Here is a 4,760-nt window from a genome sequence, read left to right as displayed (position 1 = left end):
TTATGTGGATTGTCATCCGTATTATGATCGACTCCCTCCTGAAAAAAGCGATAATTTTCAGTATGATGAGTACCCTTCTGCTATTCATGTGGCTGCGTGTATTGATCAAGCTAGCAAAGAACTCGACGAACTATTGTTTGGTGGTGGATATGGGGAAAATGGTGAGGGGCATGCAAGCCCGATAATTTTATATTAGTGTTAGGGGCGGAGGGATATTATCCAATTTGTAAAATGATCTTCTTGAGATCGTTTTGCTCTGCGCGTAATCTCTTGCTCTGAAAACGAAAAAACCACCTGGGGAGGTGGTTTTTCGAAGGTTCAGTAAGTTGGGGAACTTCTGAACCGTGGTAACAGTCTTGTGCGAGACGTGTCACCAAATCTGTCCTTCCAGTGTAGCCGTAGTCCGGCCACCACTTCAAGAACTCTCGATACATCTCTCGCACATCCTGCTTACCAGTGGCTACCGCCAATGGCGATTTTGTCGTGTCTTTCCGGGTTGGACTCAAGTTGATAGTTACCGGAATGGGCGTGGTAGTCGGACTGAACGGGGGGGTCGTGCATACAGTCCAGCTTGGAGCGAACTGCCTACCCGGAACTGAGTGTCAGGCGTGGAATGAGACAAACGCGGCCACATAACAGCGGAATGACACCGGTAAACCGAAAGGCAGGAACAGGAGAGCGCACGAGGGAGCTACCAGGGGGAAACGCCTGGGATCTTTATAGTCCTGTCGGGTTTCGCCGCCACTGATTTGAGCGTCATATTTCGTGATGCTTGTCAGGGGGGCGGAGCCTATGGAAAAACGGCAACGCCGCATCCTTTTCCCAGCCCTTCCTGATTTGAGCGCCATCTCTTTATCCCGCCATTCGTGAGCCGGTAACGCCCGCCGCAGTCTCACGGCAGGAGCGTAGCGACCGAGTGAGCGAGGAGGCGTCATTTCATCGTCCCCAGCATTTCGCACTTACGCCCCACAGACGCATTTTTTACCTGCCACATGAAGCACTTCCCTGAATTCCCACTTCGATTTACCATATTAAGCCAGTATACACTCCGCTAGCGCTACGTGACTGGTTCAGGGCTGCGCCCCGAAACCCGCTAAAACCACTGACGCGCCTGCGGCTTGTCCAACACCGCGCCGACCGGGAAAAGATTTCCCGCCCGTCCCGGCGTTATCAGGAGGCCGGATTGGCAGACAAACGCAGCAAAATGCTCACGATGTGGGTGACCGAGGATGAGCACCGGCGTCTGCTGGAGCGCTGCGACGGTAAACAGCTTGCAGCCTGGATGCGCCAGACGTGCCTGGACGAGAAACCCGCCCGCGCCGGCAAGCTTCCCTCGATCTCGCCGGCGCTGCTTCGTCAGCTTGCCGGCATGGGGAACAACCTTAACCAGATTGCCCGGCAGGTTAACGCCGGTGGTGGCAGCGGGCACGACCGCGTGCAGGTCGTCGCCGCGCTGATGGCCATAGATGCCGGACTCGAGCGGCTGCGGCATGCCGTGCTGGAAAAGGGTGCAGACGATGATCGTTAAGTTTCACCCGCGAGGGCGCGGCGGTGGCGCCGGTCCGGTGGATTATCTGCTGGGGAAAGACCGACAGCGCGAGGGCGCCACCGTTCTGCAGGGGAAGCCGGAAGAAGTCAGGGAGCTTATCGACGCCTCACCCTACGCAAAAAAGTACACATCCGGCGTCCTGTCCTTTGCCGAAAAGGATTTACCGCCCGGGCAGCGCGAAAAGCTGATGGCGAGCTTTGAACGGGTTCTGATGCCCGGACTCGACAAAGACCAGTACAACGTGCTGTGGGTTGAGCACCAGGATAAGGGGCGGCTGGAGCTGAACTTCCTGATCCCGAACACGGAGCTGCTGACTGGCAAGCGTCTCCAGCCGTATTACGACCGCGCCGACCGTCCGCGCATTGATGCCTGGCAGACCATCGTGAACGGCAGGCTGGGGCTGCATGACCCGAACGCGCCTGAAAACCGGCGGGCGCTGGTCACGCCGTCCGCGCTGCCGGAAACGAAGCAGGAAGCCGCTCAGGCAATTACACGGGGTTTACTGGCCTTGGCCTCGTCCGGGGAGCTGAAAACCCGCCAGGACGTCACTGAGGCGCTGGAAAGCGCAGGTTTTGAGGTGGTACGCACCACAAAAAGCAGCATCAGCATTGCCGACCCGGACGGGGGGCGAAACATCCGACTGAAGGGAGCCATCTATGAACAGTCTTTTAACGCTGGCGAAGGACTTAGAGCAGAAATCGAAAGCGCAGCAGCAGAGTACCGGCGAGATGCTGAAAGCCGCATTCAGCGAGCACGAGAAGTCTGTCAGAGCGGAACTGAGCGAAAGCGAGAAGAGAATCAGCGCCGCCATCCTCGACCACGACCGGAAGCTGTCCTCAGCCATGAGCCAGCGTACGAAAGGGATGCTGCGCATGGTCAGCCAGACGTGGCTGACCATCGTCCTGGTCTCCGTGCTGCTGATCGCCTCGAACGCGGCCATTCTGTGGTGGCAGAGTCAGCAGATACTCGACAATTACGTGAGCATCCGGGAGCAGAAGAGCACGCAGGCGATGCTGTCCGAGCGGAACAGCGGCGTGCAGCTCTCGACCTGCGGCGAGCAGAGACGCCGCTGCGTGAGGGTGAACCCGGAAGCGGGACGGTTCGGAGAGGATTCGAGCTGGATGATACTGGCGGGGAAATAGCACATGACAGAGCTGGAAAAACAGTTGCTGAGCGCATTAGAGCAGCTACAGCAGGACTACTCGAAAAGGCTGGACGAGTGGGAGAGCGCCTTCGCGGAATGGCGGACGATGTCTGGTCTTATGCAACGGGAGAACGCGGCGCTGAGCGAGCGCGTCACGGGCTTGAGCAGGCAGGTGCAGAGTTTGAGCGATCAGCTGCGCCGGTTGTCGAGCGGCTGAATGCCGTCGAGCTGCAGCAGGTGCGGGAGGCGCGGCATCAGAAAGCGCTGGAGCTCGAACGATCACAGCGACAGCGGGTATATCACGGTCCGTCCCTTTGATTCATTTCAGCATAATTCCTGCTGAAATCCTCTCTGCCTGTGTAGTAGATATGTTCTGGTGAAGCTTCGATTATACTATTGATAAATAGCATTTAGATTATAATTTAAGTGCATTCATTATGTTATCTTTAAGAGATTTTTATTATTGGCGTGAACAAGGAATATACACATGCTGTCACTTATTATTATTTTTGTTTTTCTTATCAGTGTATTGTATGCGCATTCTCGCGGTAAAATAAAACAAAAGTTTTCCAGGCAGTTATTTGATCATTCAACATTTATGGCTCCGATAAATATGTTTATGACAGGCTTTTCGAAGCTGCCGTCAAAGCAGGCATGGTTTCCCCCAGAAACATTTCCTGAACTTCAACCATTAATTGATAACTGGCAGGTTATAAGAGACGAAGCTGTTAATTTGCAAGGGCACATTAAATCATCTGAAAAAAATAATGATGCAGGATTTAATACATTTTTTAAGCGCGGTTGGAAGCGCTTTTACCTCAAGTGGTATGGAGATGCTCATCCATCAGCGGAGCGGCTTTGCCCAGTAACAACCCAACTGGTTAGCTCTATTCCCTGTATTAAAGCAGCGATGTTTGCTGAATTGCCTTCAGGAAGCCATTTAGGAAAGCATCGTGACCCTTATGCCGGTTCAGTTCGTTATCATTTAGGATTATCAACACCAAATGATGAACGGTGTTTTATTGAAGTTGATGGTGTACGCCGCAGTTGGCATGATGGTGAAGTGATAATTTTTGACGAAACTTTTGTTCACTGGGCTCAGAATGATACCGAGCAGACACGTATTATTTTGTTCTGTGATATAGAAAGGCCGATGAAGTGGCGGTGGTCACAAAAAATAAATAGGTGGATAGGTGGGGTGCTAATGTCAGCGGCAGCATCACCCAACGATAATAATGACAGGACTGGTGCTATAAATCATTTATTTAAATATGTTAATGCTATTCGTGATGCAGGTCAGAAGCTAAAAAAAAGGAATCGAAAACTATATTATTTGATTAAAAATGGAGTTATTTCTTTGATTTTTGTTTGGCTTGCTGTCTCAGTGTTTAGATGGCTGTGATTTGTTTTTTTCTATTGAGTCATACATAAATTTGGGTCTTCTATGCTCAATGTATGGTTATAGATAAAAATCGCCTGCTAAAAAATTCTATTGAAATCTTTTTAGTAAGAAAGGCCCGAATCTGACGCTCAGCGGGCCTTTCGTGAAGAAGTGCGGCAGTAGACAGATTTCATCTGATCACGTTCATGTGCTGCTGTGCAATTAAGCGTTTCTTTCGGAGCTTTCACGGTATTTCCTTCACGAAACCGGCCGCCATTCACTCTTGTGCATAGCCATGCAGCCGCGCAGAAATTATCAGGGGCGTTTTTCAGGGTTTGGGCCGGGGAAAGGTGCCGGAAACGGCCCTCAGGCCGCAGAAACGCGCTGAGGGGCTCTCAGGGGGTGCGGCCAAGAAGCGTTATGGTAAATACATATTATGGTTATTTATTAGGAGTAACTCTGGGAGAGTGGGCTATGGGATCAGATGTTCAATGGCAGATAGATAATGGTTATTTGGCGCAAGTTATGGGGGATTTTTCGACAGAGTCGCCTAGCTTTGAAACGCCAATGTTTGGGCGATATTTTGATACCTTTCAAGCTGCTATACATGTTGCAAAAGCTTTCCCAGGGAGTACGTTGCAGCCATCAGAGTACGAAGATAAAACTGGGATGCTAATACGTCATTA

The 4,760-nt window shown here is 51.6% G+C and carries 6 protein-coding genes; 5 read left to right on the top strand and 1 reads right to left on the bottom strand.

What is annotated here, in order from left to right; all coding sequences use genetic code 11:
• Window positions 1–196 (top strand): hypothetical protein (locus ACQG1Y_RS26300; protein ID WP_426737510.1); only part of this gene is annotated, 196 nt, incomplete at its 5' end.
• Window positions 197–450: 254 nt separating this feature from the next.
• Here the strand turns inward: ACQG1Y_RS26300 and ACQG1Y_RS26295 are convergent.
• Entirely contained in the window at window positions 451–561 is a 111-nt protein-coding gene (locus ACQG1Y_RS26295) for a hypothetical protein (RefSeq protein WP_048246078.1), read from the bottom strand.
• A 643-nt stretch (window positions 562–1,204) separates the two neighbouring features.
• On the opposite strand from ACQG1Y_RS26295, the gene ACQG1Y_RS26290 reads away from it, so the two are divergent.
• The 4 genes from ACQG1Y_RS26290 to ACQG1Y_RS26275 all read left to right on the top strand — a co-directional run.
• Entirely contained in the window at window positions 1,205–1,528 is a 324-nt protein-coding gene (locus ACQG1Y_RS26290) for a MobC family plasmid mobilization relaxosome protein (RefSeq protein ID WP_001445156.1), read from the top strand.
• Window positions 1,518–3,011 (top strand): plasmid mobilization relaxase MbeA, encoded by a 1,494-nt coding sequence (mbeA, locus tag ACQG1Y_RS26285; protein ID WP_426737507.1) that lies wholly within the window; start codon window positions 1,518–1,520, stop codon window positions 3,009–3,011. Before ACQG1Y_RS26290 ends, mbeA begins: the two co-directional genes overlap by 11 nt.
• Window positions 3,012–3,180: 169 nt before the next feature.
• The gene (gene lpxO, locus ACQG1Y_RS26280; RefSeq protein ID WP_023343074.1) at window positions 3,181–4,095 is read left to right on the top strand and encodes a lipid A hydroxylase LpxO; all 915 of its coding nucleotides are present in this window, start codon (window positions 3,181–3,183) and stop codon (window positions 4,093–4,095) included.
• 399 nt (window positions 4,096–4,494) lie between these two features.
• Window positions 4,495–4,760: hypothetical protein (locus tag ACQG1Y_RS26275; RefSeq protein ID WP_426737503.1), on the top strand; the 266-nt coding region annotated here is incomplete at its 3' end.

It is taken from the genome of Enterobacter cloacae complex sp. 397G4, assembly GCF_050031515.1.
GTDB classification, from domain to species: domain Bacteria; phylum Pseudomonadota; class Gammaproteobacteria; order Enterobacterales; family Enterobacteriaceae; genus Enterobacter; species Enterobacter hormaechei_C.
The sequence above is the reverse complement of the archived record's forward strand: the minus strand, read 5'-3'. Positions and strand labels throughout refer to the sequence as shown.